The 24,296-nt window shown below is 73.5% G+C and carries 24 protein-coding genes; 15 read left to right on the top strand and 9 right to left on the bottom strand.

The window, feature by feature from the left end:
- The first annotated feature begins 388 nt into the window (after nucleotides 1-388).
- Nucleotides 389-835, top strand: coding sequence for a hypothetical protein (locus HUN59_RS18670; protein WP_174779234.1), 447 nt, complete (start codon nucleotides 389-391; stop codon nucleotides 833-835).
- A 14-nt stretch (nucleotides 836-849) separates the two neighbouring features.
- On the opposite strand, the gene HUN59_RS18665 is transcribed toward HUN59_RS18670, so the two are convergent.
- Nucleotides 850-2,061 (bottom strand): lipopolysaccharide biosynthesis protein, encoded by a 1,212-nt coding sequence (locus tag HUN59_RS18665; RefSeq protein WP_174779233.1) that lies wholly within the window; start codon nucleotides 2,059-2,061, stop codon nucleotides 850-852.
- Entirely contained in the window at nucleotides 2,058-3,401 is a 1,344-nt protein-coding gene (locus HUN59_RS18660; RefSeq protein ID WP_174779232.1) for an MATE family efflux transporter, read from the bottom strand. The genes HUN59_RS18665 and HUN59_RS18660 overlap by 4 nt, the downstream gene beginning before the upstream one ends.
- Before the next feature lie 31 nt (nucleotides 3,402-3,432).
- On the opposite strand from HUN59_RS18660, the gene HUN59_RS18655 reads away from it, so the two are divergent.
- On the top strand, nucleotides 3,433-4,095 hold the full coding sequence (locus tag HUN59_RS18655) for a GAP family protein (RefSeq protein ID WP_174779231.1): 663 nt from the start codon (nucleotides 3,433-3,435) through the stop codon (nucleotides 4,093-4,095).
- Between the two features lie 115 nt (nucleotides 4,096-4,210).
- Here HUN59_RS18655 and HUN59_RS18650 read toward each other — a convergent pair whose 3' ends face one another.
- Nucleotides 4,211-5,548, bottom strand: a complete 1,338-nt coding sequence (locus HUN59_RS18650; RefSeq protein WP_174779230.1) for a uracil-xanthine permease family protein — start codon at nucleotides 5,546-5,548, stop codon at nucleotides 4,211-4,213.
- A 97-nt stretch (nucleotides 5,549-5,645) separates the two neighbouring features.
- Here HUN59_RS18650 and HUN59_RS18645 point away from each other — a divergent pair, with 97 nt between their 5' ends.
- Complete coding sequence (locus tag HUN59_RS18645; RefSeq protein ID WP_174779229.1) at nucleotides 5,646-7,658, top strand: M13 family metallopeptidase; 2,013 nt, start codon at nucleotides 5,646-5,648, stop codon at nucleotides 7,656-7,658.
- Complete coding sequence (locus HUN59_RS18640) at nucleotides 7,658-8,617, top strand: serine hydrolase (RefSeq protein WP_231049799.1); 960 nt, start codon at nucleotides 7,658-7,660, stop codon at nucleotides 8,615-8,617. Before HUN59_RS18645 ends, HUN59_RS18640 begins: the two co-directional genes overlap by 1 nt.
- A gap of 6 nt (nucleotides 8,618-8,623) precedes the next feature.
- Here the strand turns inward: HUN59_RS18640 and HUN59_RS18635 are convergent, their stop codons facing one another.
- Nucleotides 8,624-9,292 carry a DUF4232 domain-containing protein gene (locus HUN59_RS18635; RefSeq protein WP_174779228.1) on the bottom strand — a complete coding sequence of 223 codons (669 nt, stop codon included), beginning with the start codon at nucleotides 9,290-9,292 and terminating at the stop codon, nucleotides 8,624-8,626.
- A gap of 113 nt (nucleotides 9,293-9,405) precedes the next feature.
- On the opposite strand from HUN59_RS18635, the gene HUN59_RS18630 reads away from it, so the two are divergent.
- Nucleotides 9,406-9,687 (top strand): hypothetical protein, encoded by a 282-nt coding sequence (locus HUN59_RS18630; protein ID WP_058741583.1) that lies wholly within the window; start codon nucleotides 9,406-9,408, stop codon nucleotides 9,685-9,687.
- An 18-nt stretch (nucleotides 9,688-9,705) separates the two neighbouring features.
- Here the strand turns inward: HUN59_RS18630 and HUN59_RS18625 are convergent, their stop codons facing one another.
- On the bottom strand, nucleotides 9,706-10,065 hold the full coding sequence (locus HUN59_RS18625) for an NUDIX hydrolase (protein ID WP_083519900.1): 360 nt from the start codon (nucleotides 10,063-10,065) through the stop codon (nucleotides 9,706-9,708).
- A 68-nt stretch (nucleotides 10,066-10,133) separates the two neighbouring features.
- Nucleotides 10,134-11,444, bottom strand: coding sequence for a glutamyl-tRNA reductase (locus HUN59_RS18620; RefSeq protein ID WP_174779227.1), 1,311 nt, complete (start codon nucleotides 11,442-11,444; stop codon nucleotides 10,134-10,136).
- 89 nt (nucleotides 11,445-11,533) lie between these two features.
- Between HUN59_RS18620 and hemE the strand changes: the two genes are divergently transcribed.
- The 10 genes from hemE (at nucleotide 11,534) to hemL (ending at nucleotide 21,410) form a co-directional block, all read left to right on the top strand.
- Complete coding sequence (hemE, locus tag HUN59_RS18615) at nucleotides 11,534-12,676, top strand: uroporphyrinogen decarboxylase (protein ID WP_254629944.1); 1,143 nt, start codon at nucleotides 11,534-11,536, stop codon at nucleotides 12,674-12,676.
- The gene (locus HUN59_RS18610; RefSeq protein ID WP_174779226.1) at nucleotides 12,673-14,001 is read left to right on the top strand and encodes a protoporphyrinogen/coproporphyrinogen oxidase; all 1,329 of its coding nucleotides are present in this window, start codon (nucleotides 12,673-12,675) and stop codon (nucleotides 13,999-14,001) included. The genes hemE and HUN59_RS18610 overlap by 4 nt, the downstream gene beginning before the upstream one ends.
- Before the next feature lie 98 nt (nucleotides 14,002-14,099).
- A complete protein-coding gene (locus tag HUN59_RS18605) occupies nucleotides 14,100-14,354 on the top strand; it encodes a hypothetical protein (RefSeq protein ID WP_058741586.1) in 255 nt (84 codons plus the stop codon).
- A complete protein-coding gene (locus tag HUN59_RS18600; RefSeq protein WP_174779225.1) occupies nucleotides 14,351-14,782 on the top strand; it encodes a phage holin family protein in 432 nt (143 codons plus the stop codon). The genes HUN59_RS18605 and HUN59_RS18600 overlap by 4 nt, the downstream gene beginning before the upstream one ends.
- Before the next feature lie 338 nt (nucleotides 14,783-15,120).
- Nucleotides 15,121-15,846 carry a hydrogen peroxide-dependent heme synthase gene (hemQ, locus tag HUN59_RS18595; protein WP_058741589.1) on the top strand — a complete coding sequence of 242 codons (726 nt, stop codon included), beginning with the start codon at nucleotides 15,121-15,123 and terminating at the stop codon, nucleotides 15,844-15,846.
- On the top strand, nucleotides 15,843-17,081 hold the full coding sequence (locus HUN59_RS18590; RefSeq protein ID WP_174779224.1) for a ferrochelatase: 1,239 nt from the start codon (nucleotides 15,843-15,845) through the stop codon (nucleotides 17,079-17,081). Before hemQ ends, HUN59_RS18590 begins: the two co-directional genes overlap by 4 nt.
- The gene (hemC, locus tag HUN59_RS18585; protein ID WP_441307024.1) at nucleotides 17,078-18,157 is read left to right on the top strand and encodes a hydroxymethylbilane synthase; all 1,080 of its coding nucleotides are present in this window, start codon (nucleotides 17,078-17,080) and stop codon (nucleotides 18,155-18,157) included. Before HUN59_RS18590 ends, hemC begins: the two co-directional genes overlap by 4 nt.
- Nucleotides 18,158-18,298: 141 nt before the next feature.
- A complete protein-coding gene (locus HUN59_RS18580; protein WP_083519901.1) occupies nucleotides 18,299-18,997 on the top strand; it encodes a uroporphyrinogen-III synthase in 699 nt (232 codons plus the stop codon).
- Entirely contained in the window at nucleotides 18,994-20,049 is a 1,056-nt protein-coding gene (gene hemB / locus HUN59_RS18575) for a porphobilinogen synthase (RefSeq protein ID WP_174779223.1), read from the top strand. Before HUN59_RS18580 ends, hemB begins: the two co-directional genes overlap by 4 nt.
- On the top strand, nucleotides 20,046-21,410 hold the full coding sequence (gene hemL, locus HUN59_RS18570) for a glutamate-1-semialdehyde 2,1-aminomutase (protein WP_174779222.1): 1,365 nt from the start codon (nucleotides 20,046-20,048) through the stop codon (nucleotides 21,408-21,410). The genes hemB and hemL overlap by 4 nt, the downstream gene beginning before the upstream one ends.
- A gap of 116 nt (nucleotides 21,411-21,526) precedes the next feature.
- Here hemL and HUN59_RS18565 read toward each other — a convergent pair whose 3' ends face one another.
- The 3 genes from HUN59_RS18565 to HUN59_RS18555 form a co-directional block, all read right to left on the bottom strand.
- The gene (locus HUN59_RS18565) at nucleotides 21,527-22,312 is read right to left on the bottom strand and encodes an ABC transporter ATP-binding protein (RefSeq protein ID WP_174779221.1); all 786 of its coding nucleotides are present in this window, start codon (nucleotides 22,310-22,312) and stop codon (nucleotides 21,527-21,529) included.
- A 40-nt stretch (nucleotides 22,313-22,352) separates the two neighbouring features.
- Nucleotides 22,353-23,027: a GntR family transcriptional regulator gene (locus HUN59_RS18560; protein WP_174779220.1), complete on the bottom strand. Its 675-nt coding sequence runs from the start codon at nucleotides 23,025-23,027 to the stop codon at nucleotides 22,353-22,355.
- A 108-nt stretch (nucleotides 23,028-23,135) separates the two neighbouring features.
- Entirely contained in the window at nucleotides 23,136-24,113 is a 978-nt protein-coding gene (locus HUN59_RS18555) for an MDR family oxidoreductase (RefSeq protein ID WP_174779219.1), read from the bottom strand.
- Between the last annotated feature and the right edge of the window lie 183 nt (nucleotides 24,114-24,296).

Genomic DNA, 24,296 nt, shown 5'->3' with positions numbered 1-24,296 from the left:
GGGACGTTGTGCGGCCCAACCCGTGCCGCACAGCAGACGAGGGAGATCTCTGCTTGGCTGGAAGGTGCCGAGCACGCGTGACCACCCGATCAGACCCGAGAGACCGGTGAGGGTAGACCGCAGCGGAGATCGTCCGTCCCGGGCGACCGGCCAAGAAGGCCTGGTCTGACGAGTGGTGGAGATCGACGCCGACCCCATGGCGTTGAGCGGATTTGCCGCGCAATTCCCTCCCCCGGTGTGACCTCCGACGCCATGCCCTCGAGGTCCCCCGGCGGCTGCAGGCAGTGGTCGACCCCCTCGTCCGGATGACCGAGGGTCCACCCGGCGGCCGACCCCGTCGAGACCGCGGGCCGACGATTCCCGGGCGCCGACCGGACAGGCTCGGAGCATGAGCACCAGTACGCGCACCACCATCCGTCGTTCCGCCGCCCTCGTCGCCGCAGCCGCCTCCATCGGGCTCCTGACCGGCTGCAGCGTCGTCCACCAGCAGTTGGGCGACGCGTGGGCCGTGACGTACGAGGTGACGGTCGACCAGCCCGTCGGCGCGACGCTCGCGGACGTCCACGTCGAGGGCGCCGACGGCCGCGGGGACGCGCCTCGCGAGGTCGACCTCGGCGACCGGAAGACCCGGAAGGCGTCGGACGGCGGATCGCGTTGGACGCGCGAGCTCGTCGTGCTCGCGGAGGACCGGGCCTCGGTCCGGGCGACGCCCGCCGCCGGGGCGACCGCTACCTGCCACATCCTGCTCGACGGCGGGCGCGAGATCGCCTCCGCCACCTCGAGTGCGCCGGGCGAGCCGGTGCGGTGCTCGGCGACCACGCCGACGTTCGCCTGACGGGGCAGCCGTGCTCAGCGCCGCCGCAACCCGAGTCCGAGCACCGCGACCAGGTTCACCGCGCTGCCGACCAGGAACCCGGTCGTCCCGCCCGCGACCCCCGCGGCCGGCGCGAGCACGGCCATCAGCACCGCCCCCACGACGAACCCCGCGACCGAGGCCAGCGCCACCGCCCGCGACCGACCGGCCGCGAGCAGGAGCGCCGCCGGCACGAGCCCGACCGTGAACACCCACACGCCGACCATCAGGTACCGCAGGTCCGCCACGGCTCCCGCCCCCTCGGCCGGGTAGATGATGGGCAGGAACCACCCGGCGAGCAGCGCGACGAGTCCGAACACGACCGCGGTCCCGCCGGCGAAGCCCGCGACGAGCACGGCGGCGCCGCGGGAGCGCAGCGACCCGCCGTCCGTCCGGTGCGCGAAGGCCGGGACGAGCACCTGCCCCAGGGCCTGCCCGAGCATCGAGGCGGGCGTCGCGAGCGTGAACGCGGCGGCGTAGACCCCGGCCTCGCGCGCGGAGACGCTCACCTGCGCCGCGATCATCGTCAGCTGGAGCAGGCCGTTCGCGGTGGTCACGGCCAGGACGTTCCACAGCGCGAAGCCGAGCACCCCGGTAGTCGGCTCCGGCGGCCCGGCGGCACGGTTGCCCCGGGGCCAGCACGCCACCGCGAACACCGTGTAGCCGGCGGCCAGGGGGAGCAGCACGAGGGGCTCGAGGCGGGCGACGCACACGGCCACGAGCAGCCCGAGCGCGAGCACGCTCGTGACGGTGTCCCACAGCGCGGTCAGCGGCGCACGACCGTAGCCGAGCTGCGCACCCCGCGCGTGGCAGTAGAGGCCGTAGGCCACCACCACCGCGACGCCGCCGACGACGGTCCACGGCCCGTTGCCCCACGCGATCGCGATCGGCACGGTCAACGCGGCGAGCAGGACGCTCGACACCGCCGTCGCAGCCCCGAGCAGTCGGTTCACCGCGGCGTCCGACCGGCCGGCCCGGAGCGCCACCGCGAGGTACCGCGACGCCGTGTTCCCCGCCGCGTTCGGCCAGAGCAGCGCCGCGAAGACCGACAGGGACAGCAGGGCCGTGGTGTGCCCGAGCGTCTCGGTGCCGAACACCCGGCCGACGACGACCGTGACCAGGAGCTTCGCGACCCCCTGCACCCCGATGCCGACCGTCGCGAGCACCGCGGAGGACGCGACCGCGGTCCCTTCCCCGGAGCGCGTCACCGGGCCAGCGCCTGTTGGATCCAGCCTCGTCGGTGCGCCCGAAGCCCGAGCGTCACCGCCCGGACCCCGATGTACTCGAGCGCGAACGCCGCCCAGAGTCCCGCGAGCGTGCCGCCCGCCCACCAGAGGAGCGGCAGGTACACGACCAGGTTCACCCCGCCGGCGATCGCCAGGTACCGGGCGTCACCCGCGCCGATGAGCACGCCGTCGAGCACGAAGACGTAGCCCGCGACGGGCATCCCGACCGCGATGAGGACGAGCACGAGCGGCAGGGCGTCCCGGACCGCGGCGGAGTCGGAGAACACCGGTCCGAGCAGGCTGCTCACCGCGACGGTCACGAGCCCGAGGAGCACGCCCCCGGCGATGCCGAGCAGCACCAGCCGCCGGGTGACGAGCCGCACCCGGTCGGGATCGCGCGCGCCGAGGCCGTGCCCGACGAGGGCCTGCCCGGCGATGGCGAGGGCGTCCAGCGCGAACGCCAGGGTCGAGAAGACGGTGAGTCCGACCTGCGTCGTCGCGAGCCCGGTGGTCCCGAGCGCTGCCGCGGTCCCGACGGTCGCGAGCATCGCGACGCGCAGCGAGGCGGTGCGGAGGAACAGCCACGCCCCCGACCGCAGCGCGCGTGCGACGCCGGACGCTCCCGGCCGCAGCGGCGCACCGGACGCCCGGGCTGCGCGGACCGCGATGCCGACGTAGACCGCCGCCATGGCCCACTGCACGATGACGGTGCCGGCCGCCGAGCCCTCGACGCCCCATCCCGCGCCGTAGATGAGCACGGCGTTGAGCAGCCCGTTCGCCACGAAGCCGACGGTCGCGACGACGAGCGGGGTCCTGGTGTCCTGCAGGCCGCGCAGCAGTCCGGTCGAGGCGGTCACGACGAGGATCCCGGGCAGGCCGATCAGCGACACCGTCAGGTACGCCGTCGCCGCCGCCGACACCGCGGGCGAGGCGCCGAACAGGTCGACGAGCGGCCCGGCCAGCGGCCACCCGACGAGCGCGAGCACGACGCCGAGCGCGAGCGCGAGCCACATCCCGTCGATACCGGCGTGCACCGCGCCGCGACGGTCCCCACCACCGAGGGCCCGGGCGACGGCCGGGGTCGTCGAGTACGCCAGGAAGACGAGGAGTCCCGTCACGGTCTGCAGTACGGCGCCCGCCAGGCCGACCGCCGCGAGGGACGTCGCCCCGAGGTGCCCGACGAGCGCGGTGTCCGTCAGCAGGAAGAGCGGCTCGACGACGAGCGCGCCGAGGGCGGGTACCGCGAGCCGGACGATGTCCCGGTCGACCCCGCGCTGCTCGGAGCGAGCAGGGCGCTCGGCGGACGCGGGAGGACGGGGCACCGCACCATTCTGGTGGCGGTACGCTCCGACCGTGGACCTGACCGCCCTCGTGCCCGGTGCCGTCGGGATCGCCCTGAGCCCCCTGCCGATCGCGTCGGTCGTCTTCCTGCTCGGACACCGCCGCGGGTACGGACCCGCGATCGCCTGCGTGGTCGGGTGGGCGACGGCGGTGGCCGTGGCGCTCGTGGTCGCGGTCCTCGTCGGCGAGCGGCTCCCGCTCGAGACCGCCGGCGGGTCGTCGGTGCAGGCCGTCGTGGCGCTCGCCGCCGCCGCGGTGCTCGCCGGACTCGCCGTCTGGCAGTGGACGACACGGCGCCTGCCCGACGGGCGTCCGTCGAGTGCCCGGTGGTCGGACGCCGTCGAGCGGCTCGGCACCGGTCACGGCTTCGGCCTCGGCCTGCTCCTGTTCTGCAACCCCAAGGCGCTCGTGCTCGCGCTCACCGCGGGACTGGCGTTCGGCGACGCTGACCCCGCGCCGGGGCAGGCCGTCGTGGCGGCCGTGCTGTTCGTGGTCGTCGCCGCCTCGACGGTCGCTGCGCCGGTCGTCCTCGCGGCTGCCGCCGGTCCGCGTGCGCACCGGCCCCTGTCCGCCCTGCGGGTGGGCATCGAGCGGTGGGGCACCGTCGGCCTGGTGGTGGTGCTCGTCGTGCTGGCGGTGGTCCAGCTGGTGGTCGGCCTCACCGGCCTCCGCTGACCCGGCCGGTCCCGGCAGGCGGGCAGGCGGGCAGGTGGGCTGACGGGCTGGCGGGACGCCGGACGGGAGGATCGTGGCGGGCTGGCCACGATCCTCCCGTCCGGCAGTCCGTGCGTCAGTCCGCGCGCGGCTCCGCCGGGACCGCACCGGTCGCGGCGTGCGCCGCGTCCGAGGCCTTCGGTGCGGCCTGCTCCGTACCGCGTGCCCGGCCGACCAGGTCCATCAGGTGGTAGACGACGATCGCCGCGACGGTGCCGACGATGATGCCGCCGAAGGTGGCGCCACCGAACGAGAACGTGAAGTCGGCGATGCCCATGATCAGGGCGATGCCCGCGGTCAGCTGGTTCTTCGGCTTGGCGAAGTCCACCTTGTTCTCGACCCAGATGCGGATGCCGATGACGCCGATCAGGCCGTACAGCGCCGTGGTCGCACCGCCGAGCACGCCGGCCGGGACCGACGAGATGACCATCCCGACCTTCGGCGACAGCCCGAGCAGGATCGCGACGATGCCCGCGACCCAGTACGCGGCGGTGGAGAAGACCCGTGTGGCGGCCATGACGCCGATGTTCTCGCCGTAGGTCGTGGTGGCCGAACCGCCCCCGGCGCCGGCGAGCACCGTCGACAGGCCGTCCGCCATGAGTGCGCGTCCGGTCAGCGGTGTGAGGTCGCGGCCGGTCAGCTGCCCGACGCCCTTCACGTGACCCACGTTCTCGGCCACGAGCGCGAGGACGACGGGCACGAAGCCCAGGTACACGGCGAGCTGCCCGGGGTCGAAGGCCGGCGCCGTGAAGGTCGGCAGGCCGACCCAGGGGACCTCGGACACCTTCGACAGGTCGACCTGCCCGGACAGTGCGGCCACGACGTAGCCGACGACGACACCGATCACGATGGACAGGCGGCCGACGAGCCCCTTGAACAGGACGGTCACCAGGATGATCGCCGCGAGGGTGACCACCGCGGTCAGGGGTGCCTTCGTGAAGTTGTCGCGGGCGGCCGGCGCCAGGTTGAACCCGATCAGGGCGACGATCGCACCGGAGACCACGGGTGGCATGAGCCGGTCGATCCAGCCCGCACCGGCCAGGTGCACCACGAGGCCGACGAGCGCGAGCAGGGCGCCGACGACGATGATGCCGGACAGGGCGAGGGGGATGCCGCCGATCTTCGTCGCGGCCGCGATCGGTGCGATGAAGGCGAACGAGGAACCGAGGTAGCTCGGCAGCCGGTTGCCCGTGATGAGCAGGAAGAGGAGGGTCCCGACACCGCTGAAGAGCAGCGTGGTGGACGGTGGGAAGCCGGTCAGCAGTGGGACCAGGAAGGTCGCGCCGAACATCGCGACGACGTGCTGGACACCGAGGCCGATCGTCCGCCCCCAGCTCAGGCGCTCGTCCGGCGCCACGATCGTCGAGGCGGAGACGGTCGCGCCGTCCCCGTGCAGCTTCCAGCCGAGTCCCATGCGATGACCGTACCGGGCCGCCGGCACCCTGTGGGGTCGTCCACAGGGGTGGCCACTGACCGGGTGCCGAGCCGGTGGTGGTGGCTATCGTGGACGCATGACGGACGTCGCACCCACGCCAGGGAACCCGAGCACGGGGACCACGCAGACCTCGGGAGCCCTCGGCTCCGGGATCACGACCGACGAGCTCGACCCCGCGGTCCGACCGCAGGACGACCTGTACCGGCACGTGAACGGCTCGTGGATCGACGCGACGCCCATCCCCGACGACAAGGCGCGGTACGGCTCGTTCACGGTGCTGGCCGAGGCTGCCGAGGAAGCCGTCCGCGCGATCGTCGAGCGCTCCCAGCAGGCCGCTCCGGGGACCGAGGAGCGGAAGGTCGGCGACCTCTACACGTCCTTCACGGACGAGCAGCACCTGGAGTCGCTCGGCACGGAGCCGATCGAGCCCCTGCTCGCCGAGGTCGACGCGGTCGACTCCGTCGAGGACGTCGTCCGCATGGTCGGCCGCTTCGAACGGCTCGGGCTTCCCGGGTTCCTGCAGCTCTTCGTCGACAACGACCCGGGCGACCCCGAGTCGTACGTCGTGTTCCTCGAGCAGTCCGGCCTCGGGCTGCCCGACGAGTCGTACTACCGCGAGGACCGGTTCGCCGACATCCGCGCGAAGTACCGCGAGTTCGTCGCCGCGATGTTCCCGCTCGCGGGCTTCGACGACGCGGCGGAGCGGACCGACCACGTGATCGCGCTCGAGACGGCGCTCGCCGCGGAGCACTGGGACAACGTGACGACCCGCGACAGCCAGAAGACCTACAACAAGATGCCCTGGGCGGAGATCGCCGGACTCGCCCGCGGCACCGACCTGCAGCACTGGGTGGACGCCATCGACGCCCCGGCCGGCGCCTTCGAGACGGTCGTCGTGCGGGAGCCCTCGTTCATCACGGGGCTGGTCGCGCTGCTGCACCGCGAGCCGGTCGAGGCGTGGAAGGACTGGCTCCGCTGGCAGGTCGTCCGAGGATCCGCGGCCTACCTGACGAGCGCGCTGTCCGCGACGAACTTCTCGTTCTACGGAACGGCTCTGACCGGTGCGCCGAAGCAGCGCGAGCGCTGGAAGCGCGGCGTCTCCCTGGTCGAGGGTGCGATGGGCGAGGCCGTCGGTCGGATCTACGTGCAGGAGCACTTCGACGAGACCTCCAAGGCGAAGATGGACGACCTCGTCGCCAACCTGGTCGAGGCCTACCGGCAGAGCATCACCGCGCTCGACTGGATGACCGACGAGACCCGCGCCCGCGCGCTCGACAAGCTCGCCAAGTTCACGCCGAAGATCGGCTACCCGGTGAAGTGGCGCGACTACTCGGCGCTGTCCGTCGACCCGACCGACCTGCTCGGGAACGTCCGCGCGGTCGCGTCCTTCCAGGTGGACCGCGAGCTCGGCAAGATCGGCAAGCCGATCGACCGCGACGAGTGGTTCATGACCCCGCAGACGATCAACGCGTACTACAACCCGGGCTTCAACGAGATCGTGTTCCCCGCGGCGATCCTGCAGTTCCCGTTCTTCGACGCAGGCCGTAACGCCGCCGCGAACTACGGCGCGATCGGCGCCGTCATCGGGCACGAGATCGGGCACGGCTTCGACGACCAGGGCTCGCAGTACGACGGGGACGGCCGCCTGCAGAACTGGTGGACCGAGGCCGACCGTGCCGCGTTCGAGGACCGCACGAAGGCGCTCATCGCGCAGTACGACGCCCTCGTCCCGACCGAGGTCCCGGACGGCCACGTCAACGGCGCGCTCACCATCGGCGAGAACATCGGCGACCTCGGCGGTCTGTCGATCGCGTGGAAGGCGTACCTGCTGTCCCTCGACGGCCAGGAGCCGCCCGTGGTCGACGGCCTCAGCGGCGCCGAGCGGTTCTTCCTCAGCTGGGCCCAGGCCTGGCGGATGGCCATCCGCCCGGAAGAGGCAGCACGCCTGCTCTCGATCGACCCGCACTCGCCGACGGAGTTCCGCTGCAACCAGGTCGTGCGGAACATCGACGGCTTCTACGAGGCCTTCGGCGTGACCGAGCAGGACGCCATGTACCTCGACCCGGCAGAGCGCGTCGCGATCTGGTGATGACCGAACCGGACGCGTCCGCGTCCTCCGAACCGGGTTCCACCCGCCGTCCGCGGCGTCGACAGCACGTCGACGCCGCGGACGGCGTCCGTGCGCGCGGACGGCACCGCGGCGGTGCGGACGAGCGGTTCACGGCCGGCCTGGAGGCACTGGGTGCGTTGGCCCGGGACGGTGCGTCCGTCAGTGCGTCCGTCATCGACACCTCGACCGGCAGGGCCCTGCTGGCGGTGGACGACACGCTCGTGCAGCCCGTGGCGAGCCTCGGACGCGTCCTGCTCCTCATCGAGACCGCCGCGCAGCTCGAGGACGGCCGCCTGCACGGGGACCGGTTGCAGCGCATGGCGCGGGACACGGCGACGGGTGCCGGCCTGTGGCAGTTCCTGCAGGAACCGACCATGCAGGTCCCCGACCTCGCGACGCTCGTCGGTGCGACGGCCGACTCCTGGGCGATGAACGCGCTGCTCTCCACGGTCGGCATCGACGCCGTGCGGGAGCGTGCGGAGGCGCTCGGGATCGAGCGGACCGCCCTGATCGACCGCGTCCGGGACCGCCGCGGGCCGGACGACGCCCCGGACGCCTCGGTGGCCCCCACCGGCGAGCTCGCCTGGCTGATGCGGGGTCTGGCGCTCGGCGAGGTCGTCGACGAGGCCGTGTCGAACCGGGTGCTCGGCTGGCTGTCCCTGGCGAGCGACCTGTCCCTCGTCGCGGGCTCGTTCGGTCTCGACCCCCTGGCGCACCGGGCGCTCGACCACGGTCTGCAGGCGGTCGTCGTGACGGGGTCGTCGACGGGGGTGCGGGCGGAGGCCGGGATCCTCCGCGGGCCGGGGTCGTCGGTGAGCTACGCCGTCACGGTGACCTTCGACGACGCCTCGCTCCAGCGACGCCTCGGGGTGGTGGAGGCGCTCCGGACACTCGGTACCGAGGTGCTCGAGGTCGTGCACGCCCCGTCCTACCGCTGACCGCGGTCAGTCGGTCGCCTGCCCCTCGGGCACGAGCCCCTGCACGTCGAGCAGCGCCGCGCTCGACTCGGCGCAGGCGGTGTAGCCCGACGCGCGGACGAACAGGGACTCCGTCGACCCCGGCGGGTAGACGCGGAAGCCGTCCGCGGCGACCGGCGAGCAGGCGGCGTTCGAGAAGTTCTGCGCGTTCGCGATCTTCAGCGGAGCCACCGCGATCTGTCCCGGTCCGAGGGTCACGGTCGGGTGCGCCGACGATCGGTCCTGCGTCGCGGCGGCACCGATCTGCGTCCCGTCGCCGTCCCCGACGAACGAGACACCGGGCCAGCCCTGGAGGGTGCACGTCGTCGAGCCGGTGTTCCGCAGGGTCAGGTGGATGATCGTGCTCCCGGCGGCGCCACCGCTGCCGGCCTCGGTCCCGCCGGCGAGCGAGGAGACCGTGCAGGTCGTCCCGGAACCGTCGGCCGCGCCCCCGGTCCCGGTCGGCGTGGCACCGGGCGACGGTGCCGCCTGGCCGGCGGCGGACGGCGTCCCGGACGCGGAGGACCCGGGCGTGGCCGACGCGGTGACCGTCCTGGTCACCGACGGAGCCGGCCCCGACGAGCACCCGGCGAGGGCGACCACGGCGAGCAGGCCCGTGGCGGTGGACACGACGATCGTCTTCGCGTTCCGCTGCATGCTGCAACGCAACACCCGGCCCGGGGGACGGGTCTCGGCGCACGCCCAGCCGCGCCGAGCATGCTCGCGACGACGAGGCACCAGCCACGCCACACGAGCGACGGAGGTCGGACATGGCAGGCAAGCACGAACAGGCACGCGGCGACGAGGGCCGCGCGGACGGCGTCGAGCCCCGCGCCGGAGCGTTCGTCGACAGCGACATCCCCGGCGACGAGCACGTCACGTCGAACGAGCCCGCCGGCGAGTTCGTGTCGAGCGACATCCCCGGCGAGGCCCGACCCGAGGGCGCCGGTGACGGCCGCGACGAGGGCGAGTACGTCGAGTCGGACATCCCGGGCGAGGCCGAGCCGACCCTGGGCGAGGCCGCGGGGCACTACACCGACAAGGACCAGTAGCCCACAGCCTGGTCGGGCTCAGTCGACCAGACCGGCGGCGACCAGCCGGCGGAGCGTCTCGACGCCCGCCGGCGGGCACCGGTCCGCGTCCCCGGACGTGACCCACTCCACCTCGTCCACCTCTGCGGAGGCGACCGGCGAGGCGGTGTCCGACGCGCCTCCCGGTCGGACCAGGAAGAGCGCCATCGCGACGATCGTCCCTGGAGCCTGTCCGTGCGCCGGTTCCGTGACCGTCCCGAAGGGCTCGACGTCGGCGGCGGTGAGCCGCACCGCGATCTCCTCGTCGGCCTCGCGCAGCGCGGCCTGGACGTCGGTCTCGTGCGGCTCCGCCTTTCCGCCGGGCAGGTAGAGGACGTCTCGTCCGCGCGCACGCACCATCAGGACGCGCCGGTCGCGGACCAGCAGGAGGGCGCTGACACGCAGCGTCGGGGGACCGGTCTGGAGGCTCAGCTCGCGTCCGCCGCGTCGGTCCGGTCCGCGACGGGTGCGGTCCGGTCGGCCAGCGGGACGACGGGGGACGGCAGCTCGGCCTCGGGTTCGGGGTGGACGCCGTAGAGGGCGTCGAGGGCGCCGACGAACTCCTCGCCGCGCCCGGCACGGCCGAGCTCGCGGGCGCGGACGGACGGGCGGTGCAGCAGGACGCCGACGAGGTGCCGGAGTGCGCGCTCGGTCTGCTCGACGGACTCCGGGTCGGCGTCACGGCGCTTCGCCCGCTCGATCTCGTCGTCGAGGATGTCGAAGACGTGCTTCCGGAACGCGACGAGCGCCGGGGTCGTGGACTGCTCGAGCGCCTGGGCACGGAAGCGGGACACGGCGTCGTCCACCATCTGGCGCGCCTCGGACTCGGCGTTCAGCTCGGCGATCGGCGCGTGGATGCTGATCGTCTCGAGGTCGAGGAGCTCGACGCCGTCGACGTCCGCGGCGTCGGGGTCGACGTTGCGGGGGAGCCCGAGGTCGATGACGATCCGGCGCTGTCCGTCGTCGAGGTCGGCCGGTTCGACGACCGGGACCTCGCTCGAGGTGCACGTGATGACGACGTCGCTCGAGGCGATCGCCCCGCGCAGGTCGGTGGCGGCGACCAGGTCGTGCTTGGCGGCGAACCACGGCGCGCGATCGGACGGCGAGAAGACCTGGATGTTCGCGGCACCGCGGTCGCGCAGCGCGGCGATCGTCGTGGCGGCGTAGCTGCCGGTGCCGACGAGCAGCACGCGGGTGTGCGCCCAGTCGGTGATGCGCGAGGAGGCGAGCTCGAGGCCGAGGCGGACGAGCGAGCGTCCGGCGGCGCCGATGCGGGTGCGGGTCTTGACGCCGCGGGAGGTGTGCGCGGCTTCCTGGAAGAGCCGCTCGAGCTCGGAGGTCGTGGTGCCGTTCGCGCGGGCGTCCTCGAGCGCGCGTCGGACCTGGCCGGAGATCTCGGTCTCGCCGACGACGACGGACTCCAGCCCGCTCGACACGGCGAACAGGTGCTGCACGACGTCCCCGCCGCCCAGGACCTGGACGGACTCGGCGACCTCGGCGGGCACGAGGTCGCTCGCGGTCGCGACGGCGTCGACGGTGGCCGACACGGCGGAGTCGCGGTCGTCGCCCGCGATGTCGAGGTAGGCCTCGAAGCGGTTGCAGGTGGCGAGGACGACGGCTCCGTCGAGCACGTCGGAGTCCGTCACCAGACGGCTCGCGGCGGTCGGTGCGCCGATGCTCAGTCGCTCCAGGAGATCGAAGCTGGCGTTGCGGTGCGACGCCGTGAGACAGATGAGCACGTCTTCCATCGTAACCCGCGATCGCTGCGCGGGCTGTTCGCTGACCGCGTGCTCATGGACAGCCCCGCGACCGATGGCAGAATCGTCCGGTGACCGACGCCACCACCCCCGCGCTGCCCGATTCCCACCCGCTCGTGACCGGTCGGACCTCGGGGTCGCCGCTCGTCCGGGCGCTCCGCGGGGACCGGCCGGAGACGCTCCCGGTGTGGTTCATGCGGCAGGCCGGTCGGTCGCTGCCCGAGTACCGGGAGCTGCGGGTCGGCACCGCGATGCTCGACGCGTGCCTCGACCCGGCGCTCGCGTCCGAGATCACCCTGCAGCCGGTGCGCCGTCACGGTGTGGACGCCGGCATCTTCTTCAGCGACATCGTCGTGCCGATCAAGCTCGCGGGCGTCGACGTCGAGATCGTCCCCGGTCGCGGGCCGGTGCTCGGGTCGCCGATCCGCACCGCGGCCGACGTGGACGCCCTCGAGCCGCTCGACCCGGCGGCGCTCGCACCGATCACCGAAGCCGTGCAGCGGACCGTGGCGGAGCTCGGCGAGAAGCCCCTCATCGGGTTCGCCGGTGCGCCCTTCACGCTCGCCGCGTACCTGGTGGAGGGCGGCCCGTCGAAGGACCACATCCGCGCCCGCACGATGATGCACGCCGAGCCCGAGACCTGGGCCCGGCTGCTCGACTGGGCAGCGGGGGTCTCCGGGGCGTTCCTCCGGGCGCAGGTCACCGCCGGGGCGTCCGCCGCGCAGCTGTTCGACTCGTGGGTCGGTTCGCTCTCGCGTGCGGACTACGTCGCCTCGGTCGCCCCGCACTCCGCCACGGCGCTGGCGCACGTTGCCGACCTCGGGGTCCCGCGGATCCACTTCGGCGTCGGCAGCGGCGAGGTCCTGCACGAGATGACGACGATGGGCGACCCGGCGGACACGCTCGCGGTGGACGCGGTCGGCGTCGACTGGCGCGTGCCCCTGGACGAGGCCGTCCGCCGCGTCGGCCCCGGTGTGACCGTGCAGGGCAACGTGGACCCCGCCATGCTGTCGGCCCCGTGGCCGGTGCTCGAGGCCCACGTCCGCGACGTCGTGCGCCGCGGCGGGGCGGCCCGGGCGCACGTCGTGAACCTCGGGCACGGCGTCCCGCCGGAGACCGACCCGTCCGTGCTGACCCGCGTCGTCGAGCTGGCCCACTCGCTCGGGAGCGGCGCGGCCGACGGCGCTGGTGACGGCGAGGAGACCGCCGCGTGACCGACGTCGTCGTGGTCGGCGGCGGGGTCGCCGGCCTGGTCGCCGCCCGGGACCTCGCGAAGGGCGGCGCGCACGTGGTGCTCGTCGAGGCGGGGGACCGACTGGGCGGGATGCTCCGCAGGCACACGGTCGCGGGACTCGACCTCGACATGGGCGCGGAGTCGTTCGCGACCCGGACCGACGCCGTCGCGCGGCTCGCGACCGAGCTCGGCCTGGGCAACGACATCGTGTCGCCCGACCCCCGCGGCGCCTGGCTGATGACCCGCGACGGCCGCACGGCCCCGATCCCGCAGACCGGGTTCCTCGGCATCCCCGGGACCCCGATGGCCGCCGACGTCACCGCGGTGATCGGCCAGGGCGGGGGCTTCCGCGCGCAGATGGACTCGCTGCTGCCGTCCCCGGTGGGCGCGAAGGCGACGTCGCTCGGCGGCCTCGTCCGGAAGCGCATGGGCGAGCGCGTGCTCGACGACCTGGTGGTGCCGGTCGCGGGCGGCGTGTACTCGACCCACCCGGACCAGCTCGACCCCGATCGCGTCGCCCCCGGGCTCCGAGCGGCCCTGCAGCGCGAGGGGTCCCTCGCCCGCGCCGTGCTGGCCCTGCGCTCCCGCGCCGCCGCCGGCTCCGCGGTCCAGGGCATCCGCGGCGGCATCGTCCGGCTCGTCGACGAACTCGTGGTGGACACCGAGACGTACGGCGTCGAGGTCCGGATGCGCACCCGGGCGACCGCGGTCGAGCGGCACGCGGTCGAGGTCGTCACCGCCCGCGGCACCCGCGAGCGGATCCCGGCGCAGGTCGTGCTGTCGTCCACCGCCGACCCGATGCGGACCGCCGCTCCCGACCGCACCGGCATCGAGCTCGTCACGATCGTCGTCGACCAGCCCGAGCTCGACGCCGCGCCGCGCGGCACCGGGATGCTCGTGCACCCGGAGGCCGACGGCGTCAGCGCGAAGGCCCTGACGCACGCGACCGCGAAGTGGCCGTGGCTCGCCGAGGCGGCCGGCGGGCGCCACGTCCTGCGCCTCAGCTACGCGACCGCACCGCACGACGACGCGACGGACCCGGCGGGCGTGGCCACGAGCCTCCCGGTCGACCCGGACGACGCGGTCGGGACCCGCGCCACCCGGGACGCCACCGCCCTGCTCGGCGTGCCGGTGACCCCGGACCGGGTGGCCGGCGCAGCCCGCGTCCGCTGGTACGGGCCGGATCTGACGGCGGCCGGTCTGGCCGAGGGTGTCGAGGGCATCGGCGAGGCCTCGAGCGGCCGCGGACTCGCGGGCATCGTGGCCGCGGCCCGGGCGTCCGCTGAGCGCGTCCTGGAATCCTGAGCGGACCGGGGACCCCTCGAGGGCTACTGTGGTGGGACGCCGGACGTATTCCGTTCGGCGCATGACCACCGCACACCGAAACCACGGAGGATTCGCACATGCGAGGCAAGCTCCTGTTCGTCGCCGGCGCCGCACTCGGGTACGTCCTGGGATCGCGAGCCGGACGGGCGCGGTACGAGCAGATCAAGACCGTCAGCGGCAAGATCTGGAACAGCAACGGCGTCCAGAAGGGCGTGCACGTCGCCGAGGACTTCATCCAGGACAAGACCCCGGACGTCGCCGAGTTCGTCGGCGAACAGACGAAGAAGGTCGTCCGCAAGGTCGGTCAGAAGAAGGACGCCCACACCTCATGAGCGACACCCGCTCCCGTGGGTCCCGCTCGCTGTTCGGTCTGGTCGGGGACGTCCCGAAGCTCGTCAAGAACCTGGTCAAGGGCGAGATCGACCTGCTCAAGGCCGAGCTCATCGGCAAGGCGAAGATCATCGGCCTCGCCGCCGGGCTCCTCGTCGGCGCCCTGGTCGTCCTGCTCTACGCGATCGGCGTCCTGCTCACAGCGGCCGTGATGGGCCTGGCCGTCGTGATGCCGGCGTGGCTCGCCGCGCTGATCGTCGCCGTCGTCATGCTGATCGTCGCCGCGATCCTCGGACTGATCGGGTGGAAGCGCTTCCAGAAGGCGTTGCCGCTCACCCCGAAGCGCACGATCGACAGCGTCAAGGACGACATCAACGCGGTGAAGGGCATGGGCAACAAGCCCTCGAGCCGACCCGGCATCCGGTCCTGACGAGCACGACCGCGACCAGCACCCCGACGGAGGAACCGTGACGGACCAGCACGACGACCTGGCGAAGCGCGTCCAGGCGGACCGCGACCAGCTCTTCGAGACCCTCGACGCGATCGAGGACAAGCTCAACGTCCCGAAGCAGCTCGGCATCGCCGCGTCGAAGGTCAAGCGGGGGATCGACGAGAAGCCCGTGCCCTACCTGGCGGGGCTCGCAGCCGGTGTGGCAGTGGTCGGGAGTATCGTCGTAGCGGTGCTCCGACGGCGTGAGACCGCCCCATCGGTGGTCCTCCGGACGCGGCGCGCACCCACGACCCAGGCAACCGACAGGACGAGGACCCATGAGCTCCGACGTGCAGTCCCCCGCACACGAGACAGACCCTTCCTCGGGCATCGACCCGAACCTCTTGACGGCGTACGCCCTGTGGGCGGTCTTCCGCCGTCCGCTCGGCCCGGTCCACCGTCCGGGTGACGACGCCGTCGCCGAGCTCGACGCCGTGGTGGCCGCGGCCGCCGAGCGCGGTGTCACGATCCGCGGGTTCTACGACGTGTCCGGTTTCCGCGCGGACGCCGACGTCATGATCTGGCTGCACGGTGACGACGCCCAGGCGATCCAGGCGGTCCTGCGCGAGGTCCGTCGCACGGGGCTGTTCCAGGACGCCGAGCCGGTGTGGCACGTCATGGCCATGCACCGCGAGGCCGAGTTCAACAAGCGCCACACCCCCGCCTTCCTGCGCGGCAAGGACCCCGAGGCCTGGATCACGGTGTACCCGTTCGTCCGGTCGTTCGAGTGGTACCTCCTGCCGGAGGAAGAGCGCTCGAAGATGCTCCGCGACCACGGCATCGCCGGCGCGAAGTACCGCCGGGTGCTCACCAACACCATCGCGACGTTCGCCCTGAGCGACTACGAGTGGATCCTGCCGCTCGAGAGCCCGGAGCTCGTCGACCTCGTGGACCTGATGCGCGACCTGCGCTACACCGAGGCGCGCCTGCACGTGCGCGAAGAGGTCCCCTTCTTCACCGGTCGTCGGGTGACGACCGCCGAACTGCCGGAGGTGCTGTCGTGACCGACACCAGTCAGATCTCGAACGGGCGGGGCACGGTCCTCGCCGCGACGCCCGCCGCGGCCGACGGCCCGGAGCACGTCGAGGTCCCGACCCCGTACGACGCGATCCTGCTGGCCGGCTTCGGTGGTCCCGAGGGCCAGGACGACGTCATCCCCTTCCTCCGCAACGTCACCCGCGGCCGCGGGATCCCGGACGAGCGGCTGGAGGAGGTCGCGCACCACTACCGGCACTTCGGCGGTGTCAGCCCGATCAACGCGCAGAACCGTGCCCTCAAGGCGGCGCTCGAGGCCGAGCTCGCGCAGCGTGGCATCGACCTGCCCGTGCTGTGGGGCAACCGGAACTGGGCGCCCTACCTCGAAGAGGCCTTCACCGAGGCCGCCGACAAGGGCTTCACGAAGCTCATCGCGATCGCCACGAGCGCCTACTCGTCGTTCTCGAGCTGCCGCCAGTACCGCGAGGACTACGCCCGGGTGCTCACCGAGACCGGTCTGATCGACACGATCCAGGTCGACAAGGTCCGCCAGTTCTTCGACCACCCGGGCTTCGTCCGGCCGTTCGTCGACGGCGTCCGCGACGGCATGGCCCGCGCGATCGCCGAGAACGACGGACTCGACGTCGCCACCGAGCTGCACGTCCTGTTCTCGACGCACTCCATCCCGTCCTCGGACGCCGCGAAGTCCGGCCCGGACTTCCGCGGGTTCGACGACCACGGCGCGTACGAGGCACAGCACCTCGCCGTGGCCGAGGTCGTCCTCGAGCAGGCGTGGAACGAACTGCTCGAGCAGCCCGAGCACGCGCACCTGCGTGGCACGTCGAAGCCGGCCTGGAAGCTCGTCTACCAGTCGCGCTCCGGCCCCCCGTCGCAGCCGTGGCTCGAGCCCGACATCAACGACTACATGAACGACGAGCTCCAGGGCGGCCCGACCCGCGCCGTGCTCATCGTCCCGCTCGGCTTCGTGAGCGACCACATGGAGGTCATGTGGGACCTCGACGAAGAGGCCACCGAGACCGCCGGTGAGCTCGGCTTCTGGTCGCTCCGCACGCAGACGCCCGGTGTGGACCCGGCGTACGTGTCCGGCCTGGTCGACCTCGTGCTCGAGCGCGTCAACGGCACGCCGACGAGCGAGCGCCCGCACCTGACCGACATCGGCCCCTGGTACGACGTGTGCCGTCCGGGCTGCTGCGAGAACGTCCGCGCCGGGTTCAAGCCCGCGGCGGCCGGCGTCGCACCGTGACGGACGCGGACAGCGCGCCGACGACGACCGACGGCTCGGCAGCGTCCGACGGCCCCGCCCCGATCCGGCTCGGCACCCGCGCCAGCCGGCTCGCGGTCGCGCAGTCGCAGGACGTCGCCGACCGGCTGGCGAAGGCCGCCGGTCGGCCCGTCGAGCTCGTCACGGTGACGAGCGAGGGCGACACGAACCGTGCGTCGCTCGCGAGCCTCGGCGGGACGGGCGTGTTCGCCAGCGCCCTGCGCGAGGCGCTCGTCGCGGGCGAGGTCGACGTGCTCGTGCACTCGCTCAAGGACCTCCCGACGGCGCCGTACGACGGCCTGACGATCGCGTCGGTGCCGAAGCGTGCGGACGCCCGTGACGTCCTGGTCGCCCGGAACGCCGCGACGATCGACACCCTGCCCGAGGGCGCGAAGGTCGGCACGGGCTCGCCCCGCCGGGTCGCGCAGCTCCGGGCGAAGCGGCCGGACCTGGACGTCGTGGACATCCGCGGCAACATCGACACCCGGCTCGGCCGGGTCGAGGACGACCTCGACGCGGTCGTGCTCGCCGCCGCCGGTCTCGGTCGGATCGACCGGCTGGACGCCGCGACGGAGCTCCTCGACCTCGGCTTCTGGCCGAGTGCGCCCGGACAGGGTGCGCTGGCGGTCGAGATCCGGACGGATGTGTTGACCAGCACGGCGAAGACGGACAAGAACCTGCTCGCCGCACTCCGGAAGCTCGACCACGCCCCGACGCGCCTGACGGTGACGGCGGAGCGCGAGGTCCTCGCCAAGCTCGAGGCCGGCTGCTCCGCCCCGATCGGTGCGACGGCGGTCGTGGACGCCGAGCTGCTGCTCGTCTCCGCGACGGTCTACCGCCCGGACGGGTCCGAGTACCGCACGGCGTCGCACGCCGCCCACCTCGACGGCTCGGCGCAGGACCGGCTCGACGAGGCCCTCGCGGTCGCCGGTCGCGTCGCCGCGGAGCTGCTCGAGAACGGTGCGGCCGAGCTGGCCGACCTCGCCTCGTCCGTTTCACGGGAGCCGGCCGACGGCGACCACTCGGCCGGGCCCGGCCTGGCCACCCCCGCGGAGTAGGCGGTCACCACGGACGACAGCACCCCCGTCGCGGACGAGGCACGGCCCCCGGTCGTCCTCGTCCCGCGCGGGGGCGCGTGGGGCGACCAGGTCGCCGCAGCGGCCCGTGCACGCGGGCTCGAGCCCGTCGTCGTCCCGCTCATCACGGACGCACCGCCGGCGGACCCGGCAGCCCTCGACGCGGCCCTCGCCCGCCTCGGGGCGGATCCAGACAGGAGGCTCGGCGCGCGGCCCGCGGACCGCACCGGTCACGACGGGGTCGCGCCCGGTGCCCCGTGGCTCGTGGTGACCAGTGCGACGGCCGTCCGTGTGGTCGCCGGACGCACCATGCGCCTCCCGGCCGGGGTGGCCGTGGCCTGCGTCGGCGAGGCGACCGCCCGCGCCGCCCGCGAGGCCGGCTGGCCCGTCGACCTGGTGCCGGACGACGAGTCCGCCGCGGGGCTGGTGGCCGCACTGCCGGACACCGCCGGGCCGGTCCTGTTCCCGCGTTCCGAGATCGCCGCACCCACGGTCGTCGACGGACTGCGGGCCCGCGGCATCGACGTGTCGGACGTGGTCGCGTACCGTACCGTGGGGACGGGCGACGACCCGGTCGTGCTCGTCCCGCCACCAGACGCCGTGCTCGTGACGAGCGGGAGCGTCGCCCAGCAGGTCGTCCGCCGGATGACCCCGCTCGATCCCCGCACGCTCGTCGCGTGCATCGGACCCGCCACCGCAGACGCCGCCCGTGCAGCCGGGCTGCCCGTGCAGGTCGTCGCCCGCGGTCGGTCCGCAGCAGCCCTCCTCGACGCCGTCGTCGAGACCCTCCACCCGAACCCCAGAACAGGAAGGTCATCGTGACCGGACGCTTCCCGCAGGTCCGCCCCCGTCGGCTCCGCGCCACCCCCGCCATGCGACGACTCGTCGCCGAGACCCGGCTCCACCCCGCCGAGCTCGTGCTGCCGATGTTCATCCGCGAGGGCACGGCGTCCGCGATCCCGATCTCGAGCATGCCGGGCGTGCAGCAGCACTCCCTCGACTCGTTCCGCCGCGCGCTGAACGAGGCCGCGGAGCAGGGCGTCGGCGGCGTGAACCTGTTCGGCGTGCCGACGACGAAGGACGCCGAGGGGTCCGGCGCGACCGACCCCGACGGCATCCTCAACGTCGCGATCCGCATCGCGAAGGAAGAGGTGGGCGACGCACTCGTCGTGCAGTCCGACCTGTGCCTCGACGAGTTCACCGACCACGGCCACTGCGGTGTGCTCGCGGCCGACGGCTCGGTCGACAACGACGCGACGCTCCTGCGCTACCGCGACATGGCGGTGGCCCAGGCCGAGGCCGGCGCCGAGCTCGTCTGCATGAGCGGCATGATGGACGGCCAGATCGCCGCCGCCCGCGACGCCCTCGACAGCGCCGGGCACAGCGGCACCGCGCTCCTGGCGTACTCGGCGAAGTACGCGAGCGCGTTCTACGGGCCGTTCCGCGAGGCCGTGGCGTCGACCCTGCAGGGCGACCGCCGGACCTACCAGATCGACGCCGCCGACGGTCGGCAGGGGCTCCGCGAGGTCCTGCTCGACATCGAGGAGGGCGCTGACATCGTCATGGTGAAGCCCGCGATGAGCTACCTCGACGTGCTCGCCCGCACCGCCGACGTCTCTGAGGTCCCCGTGTGGGCGTACCAGATCTCCGGCGAGTACGCGATGATCACGGCAGCCGCCCAGAACGGGTGGATCGACCGCGACGCCGCGGCGATGGAGGCCCTCGTCGGCATCAAGCGTGCCGGTGCTGACGCGATCCTCACCTACTTCGCGGTGGACGTCGCGCGCCAGCTCAACCAGGAGGCCGGCCTGCGCACGACCGGCAGCACCGCGGCGGTGTCCGGCGTCGCCTCGACCGGGAAGGCCCCCGAATGACCACCACGACGGCGACCACGGCAGCGCAGTCCGGAGCGAACGGCCAGCTCTTCGCTCGAGCGAAGAACAGCATCCCCGGCGGCGTGAACTCGCCCGTCCGCGCGTACGGCTCCGTCGGGGGCACCCCGCGCTTCCTGACCGCCGCGAAGGGCGCCTACGTCACCGACGCCGAGGGGCGCGAGTACGTCGACCTCGTCGCGTCGTGGGGCCCGGCGATCCTCGGGCACGCGCACCCCGGCACGGTCGAGGCCGTGCAGCAGGCGGCGTCCCGCGGGCTGTCCTTCGGGGCGTCCACCCCGGGGGAGACCGAGCTCGCCGAGCTCGTCAAGCAGCGGGTGCAGGTCGACGGCGACGGGCCGATCGAGAAGCTCCGCATGGTGTCCACGGGCACCGAGGCGACGATGACCGCCATCCGTCTGGCGCGCGGGTACACCGGCCGCGACCTCCTCGTGAAGTTCGCCGGGCACTACCACGGGCACTCGGACTCCCTGCTCGCCGAGGCGGGCTCGGGCGTCGCGACGCTCGCGCTCCCCGGCAGCGCGGGCATCACCGCGGAGACCGCCGCGCAGACCCTCGTGCTGCCGTACAACGACCTGGACGCCGTGCGCCGTGCGTTCGACGAGCACTCCGAGCGCATCGCCGCCGTGATCGTCGAGGCCGCCGCCGCGAACATGGGCGTCCTCGCCCCGGAGCGCGGCTTCAACCGGGCGCTCTCGCAGATCACGAAGGCGAACGGCGCGCTGCTGATCGTCGACGAGGTCCTCACCGGCTTCCGGGTCGGCCCCGCCGGCTGGTGGGGGCTCGAGGCGTCCAACACCGTGCCGGACGGCATCGGGTGGAAGCCGGACCTCGTCACGTTCGGCAAGGTCATCGGCGGGGGCATGCCCCTCGCGGCCCTCGGCGGCCGTCGGGAGGTCATGGACTTCCTCGCTCCGCTCGGCCCCGTGTACCAGGCGGGCACGCTGTCCGGGAACCCGCTCGCCGTCGCCGCCGGCACCGCGACGCTCCGGGCCGCGACGCCCGAGGTGTACGCGCACCTGGACCGGACCGCGGCGACGATCGCCGAGGCCACGAGCGCCGCGCTGTCCGCCGAGGGGGTGGCGCACACCGTGCAGCACGCGGGGAACCTGTTCTCGTTCGCGTTCCTGGACGAGGCGCCGCGGAACTACGACGACGTCCGGGCACAGGAGGCATTCCGGTACGCGCCGTTCTTCCACGCGATGCTCGACGCCGGGGTCACCCTGCCGCCGAGTGTCTTCGAGGCGTGGTTCGTCACGGCCGCCCACGACGACCGTGCAGTCGGCCGCGTGCTCGAGGCGCTGCCGGCAGCGGCGAAGGCGGCCGCTGCCGCGACGGCGTAGGGGCCGATCGACGGCGGCGTTCGCAGAACGCAACGTCGGCGGTTCCTCGCAGCGCCGTACCGCTGCGCGAACTCGCCGACGTTGCGTTTCGCGGGGTCCCGGGGCGGGATCGGTGGTCAGGCCGCCCGGCGTGCGTGCCAGCGGCCCTCGGTCCGCACCACGGCGAGCGGGAAGTCGAAGGCGTGCGAGACGGCGGAGGACGTGATGACCCGGTCGGCCGGCCCCTGGGCCACGACGGCACCGTCCCGGAGCAGCATCGCGTGCGAGGTCGACGTCGGCAGGTCCTCGAGGTGGTGGGTGACCATCACGCTGCCGAGGCCGGGACGCCGGAGTCGGAGCGCGTCGACGGTGTCGAGCAGGTGCTCCCGTGCGGCGACGTCGAGTCCCGTGGCCGGCTCGTCGAGGAGCAGCAGGCGGGGCTCGGACATCAGCGCGCGGGCGATCAGTGCACGACCGCGCTCGCCCTGGGACAGGACGGGCCAGGCGGCGTCGACCCGCGCCTCCAGGCCGACGTCCGCGACGTGACCCCGTGCGGTGGCGAGCTGGTCCGCGGTGGGTGACCACCGCATCATCAGGTCGGTCGTCCCGGTGGCGCCGGTCAGCACGACCTCGAGCACGGTCAGCGGCGACGTCACCCGGTGGCGGGGGTCGACGTGCCCGATGTGCTCGCGGAGCTCCCGGACGTCGACGCGTCCGAGCCGTCGGCCGAGCACGTCGACGGTGCCCGCGGAAGGGTGGCTCGTCGCCCCGAGGACCGCGAGGAGCGTCGACTTGCCCGCGCCGTTCGGCCCGAGCAGCGCCCAGTGCTCCCCGCCGCGGACGGTCAACGACACGTCGTGCAGCAGGTCCCGCCCGGACCGGGTCACACGGAGGGCTTCGGCGTGGAGCAGGACGTCGGTCACCCGACCAGTCTGCCCGGTCGGGCGACCCGGTCCGCGGGTGTCAGGCGCTCGCGTTCGCGGCGCGCATCTCCACCAGGTGTTCGGCCATCGCGCGCGACATGCTGCGGATCACCGCTCCGGCGGCCTCGCCGTCGCGGGCCTTCGCCGCTGCGCGGAACGAGTCGAGCCCGTGCTTGACGTCCCAGAAGACGAACTCCGGCTGCCCGATGCGGACGAACTTCGCGCGGTTGACGATGCCCTCGGCGGTCTTGATGAGCAGCTCGTTGCCCGAGTGCGCGACGAGGAACGCGATGAGCGCGTCGACGTCGTCGTTCAGGGAGCGGTCTTCGGCGTCGGCGTGCTTGCGGGCCTGGTCGAGGAGCTTGCCGAGCTGTTTGACCGCGGCGTCGTCGAGGTTGGGCACGGCCCAGCGGGCGGCGAGTTCGGCGAAACCGAAGAGCAGCTGGAACGCGTCGTCGTACTGCTCGCGGGTCGGTGACGCGACGCGGGTGTAGCGGTTCGCCTCCATCTCGACCAGGCCGTAGTCGACGAGCTTCGCGATGGCTTCACGGATCGGGGTCCGACTGACGCCGAGCCAGGCGACGAGCTCGTCGTCGTTCAGGCGTTCACCGGCCTGCAGGGTGCCGTCCTGGATCGCGGCGAGCATCTTCTCGAGCACCACGTCCCGCAGGAGCTTGCGGGGCGAGTTGTCGACGGTCGACTTGGGGACGGGCATGGTGCTCCTCACGGGTCCGGTGTGTGCCGTGTACCAAACCTAGCGTGTCAGTGTGCAAGCGTTTGGCAAATCACCCGCGAGCCGAACTCTCACCCGCGCCGCCGCTGCTCAGGCGCGGAGGTCGACCACCGTCCGGCCGTGCACCCGCCCGGCGACGACGTCCGCGCCGACGCCGATCGCACGCTCGAGGTCGACCGTGCGCGTGACGTCCGCCAGGAGCGCCGGGTCGAGGTCGGTCGCGAGCCGGTCCCACGCCCGCTGCCGCAGGGGCAGCGGGGCCTCGACGGAGTTGATGCCGAGGAGCGACACCGCGCGGAGGATGAAGGGCATCACGGTCGTCGGGAGCGCCGAGTCCTGCGCCAGACCGCACGCCGTGACGGCGCCGCCCCACCGGGTCGCGGCGAGGACGTTCGCCAGGGTCGCGCCGCCGACGCTGTCCACCGCGCCCGCCCACGTCGCCCGTTGCAGGGGCTTCCCGAGCTCGGCGAGCGTGCTCCGGTCGACGACCTCGGTCGCACCGAGCCTGCGGAGCGAGGCCTCGTTCGTCGTGCGCCCCGTCGAGGCGGTGGCCCGGTACCCACGCGCCGCGAGCAGCGCGATCGCGACCGTGCCGACCCCGCCCGAGGCGCCGGTGACCAGGACCGGGCCGTCGTCCGGCGCGACCAGCCGCTCGAGGGCGAGGACCGACAGCATCGCCGTGAAGCCCGCCGTGCCGATCGCGGCGGCGAAGGAGTCCTCGATGCCGTCCGGCAGCACGACGAGGGCGTCGCTGGGGACGACCGCGCGCTCGGCCCAGCCGCCGTGCCGCGTCTCGCCGAGGCCCGCGCCGTTGCACACGACCCGGTCGCCGATCGCGACGTCGTGCACCCCGGGGCCGAGCGCGGACACCGTGCCGACGACGTCGATGCCCGGGACGAGCGGGTCGACCCGGGCGACGCCGGGGTTGCCGGCGAGGGCGAGGCCGTCCTTGTAGTTGACGCTCGAGTACGTGACGTCGACGAGGGCCTCGCCCTCGTCGGGCTCGGGCACGTCGACCTGCGTGACGGCGGGCGGGGTGGAACGGGAGACGAGGACTGCGCGCGTCATGCGTCGGACGCTACCCCGATCCTCCAGTCCGTCGTTCCGACCCATCGCGTCCGCGATGGGAGGACGATCCGCGCATGGTGGGCCGGAAGGAACGACCCACCATGCGCGGAACGGCCTCCGATGCGCAGATCGGCACCCCACGCGCGGAACGGCACCCGCCGCTCACCCGAACAGGATCGCGGC

This window comes from Curtobacterium sp. Csp2, from assembly GCF_013347165.1.
This window is presented reverse-complemented; position numbering and strand designations above follow the sequence as displayed.